Annotated in this window: 3 protein-coding genes; all 3 read right to left on the minus strand. The window is 72.2% G+C overall.

The features are described from left to right. Positions 1-235, minus strand: a 235-nt coding sequence (locus ACQKIP_RS46420) for an FAD-dependent monooxygenase (protein WP_427745762.1), incomplete at its 3' end; no start/stop codon positions are given. A gap of 198 nt (positions 236-433) precedes the next feature. Continuing rightward, entirely contained in the window at positions 434-1,210 is a 777-nt protein-coding gene (locus ACQKIP_RS46425) for a hypothetical protein (RefSeq protein WP_365856481.1), read from the minus strand. Beyond that, positions 1,207-1,856, minus strand: a 650-nt coding sequence (locus ACQKIP_RS46430) for an ATP-binding cassette domain-containing protein (RefSeq protein WP_427745763.1), incomplete at its 5' end; no start/stop codon positions are given. The genes ACQKIP_RS46430 and ACQKIP_RS46425, both read right to left, overlap by 4 nt.

Below are 1,856 nucleotides of genomic sequence, written 5' to 3' on the forward strand. Positions count from 1 at the left end.
CAGTGCGTACACCGCCGGTGGCCTCGACGGCGCCCAGTTCCAGGACCGCGTCGGCCAGACCGAGCGCCTCAAGTGCCCGCAGCGCGTTCGGCCACAGGGAGATGCCGGCGCCGATCTCGGTGAACTGCGGGGCGCGTTCGAGGACTTCGACGTGCCATCCCCGGCGGTGCAGGGCGATGGCCGCGGCGAGGCCGCCGATCCCGCCGCCGACGATGGTGGCGGCGCGCTGCGGCATGGTCCCTCGCTCTGTTTCGGGTGCGCCACCCCTGGTCAAGTGGCTGTCGCTCCGGTGTCCGGAAGCATACGACGTGCGCAATTCCGGCCGAGCAGCGCCGCCCGCTTCAAGGCCCTGCCCAGTGCTTGATCCAGCGACTGACCAAGAACCCGGCGATGGGACACGTCCGGGACTTCGCCGTCCGCAGGCGACTTCGAATCATTCGCCTGACCCGCAGACGGAGGCGTAACCGCTGGTGTCGGCGTTCACGCGGTCGGCTACCGAGAAGGATGTCTCGCAGCCGGGGCAGGTTGCCCGGCCGAAGAGGTGGGTCAATGCCCGGGCCACCGCCTGTTGTCCGTCGGCGCCGGCGAGGTCGTGGAGGCGGCGGCCGAGGCCCTTCAGGCCAGCTGGGTCCGCGGGGCACAAGGGCCTGGTCTCGATGGCGGCGGTGTCGTGGGCCAGAGCGTAGTCCCCGGTGCAGCAGAAGAAGCCCGGCTCGCCGAGCACGAGGAACAGGTCCGCTGCGCACTGCGGGCAGGTGACCTCGTACTCCTCGTTCATGAGCCCCCGGGCGAGGGTTTCCCGCCAGCCCGCCACGCCCTCGAAGCTCAGCACGGCTTCCAGGAGATAGGCGTACTCCGCGGGGTCCTCCGCCGTCCTGAGCCGCGCGCCGGCCAGTGAAGCGAGAGCCGTGATGACGGCGGCGTGCTCCGCACGGACGTCACCGGCTCCGTGCGGCCGGTCGACGCCTGCCACGATCGCGCCGGCCAGGGCCAGCGCGTTGCCGGCCTGCTCGCGGTCCGGCCCGGCGGCCACCCCGGCCAGCCACGGGAGTGCGGCGAAGCTGGCGAGGCAGACGCTGCCCTGGTGGCACAGCGCCGACCACAAGGCGTTCCAGCTCTCGGGGGCGGGCGCCGATGCCAGCCGCTCCAGATGGGCGGGCAGCTCTCCTGCGGGGCCGTAGGCGTGGTCGAGGTGCGGCCGGTCCGTCATACGGAGATCCGATCAGGAGAGAGGCATGGCAGGGCGGGCCGGATGCGGCCGTCGTCCAGGGTGAGGATCTGGTCGGCCGCCGTGAGGCCCGTGGGGTCGTGGGTGATCAGGAGGGTCGTACGGCCGTGGGTGGCGTGGAGGATGTCCGTGAGGACGGCCGTGGCGGTGTCGGGGTCGAGTCCCTCGGTGGGTTCGTCCAGGACGAGTACCGGCGGGTCGGCGAGCAACGCGCGGGCCAGGAGCAGGCGTTGGCGCTGGCCGCCCGACATGGCGGAGCCGTTCTCGCCGAGGAGGGTGTGCCAGCGATCGGGCAGGGACTCGATCCAGTCGAGGAGCCGGGCCTTGCGGGCGGCTTCGCGCAGTTCGGCGTCGGTGGCGTCGGGGCGGGCCAGCAGCAGGTTGGCGCGGATCGTGGTGTGGAAGACGTGGGCGTCCTGCGTCATGCCGGTGATCGCGCGGCGGACGTCGGTACTCGCGTAGTCGCGCAGTTCGCGTCCGCCCAGACGGATGCTTCCGGCCTCGTAGGGGATGAACCGCATGAGCGCGGCGATCAGTGTCGACTTGCCGGAGCCGCTGGCGCCCAGGAGCACCGTGCGGAGTCCGGGCGGCAGGTGCAGGCTCACTCCGTCCAGGGCCGGGGGAGCGT

It is taken from the genome of Streptomyces sp. NPDC059900, from assembly GCF_050270335.1.
GTDB lineage: Bacteria > Actinomycetota > Actinomycetes > Streptomycetales > Streptomycetaceae > Streptomyces.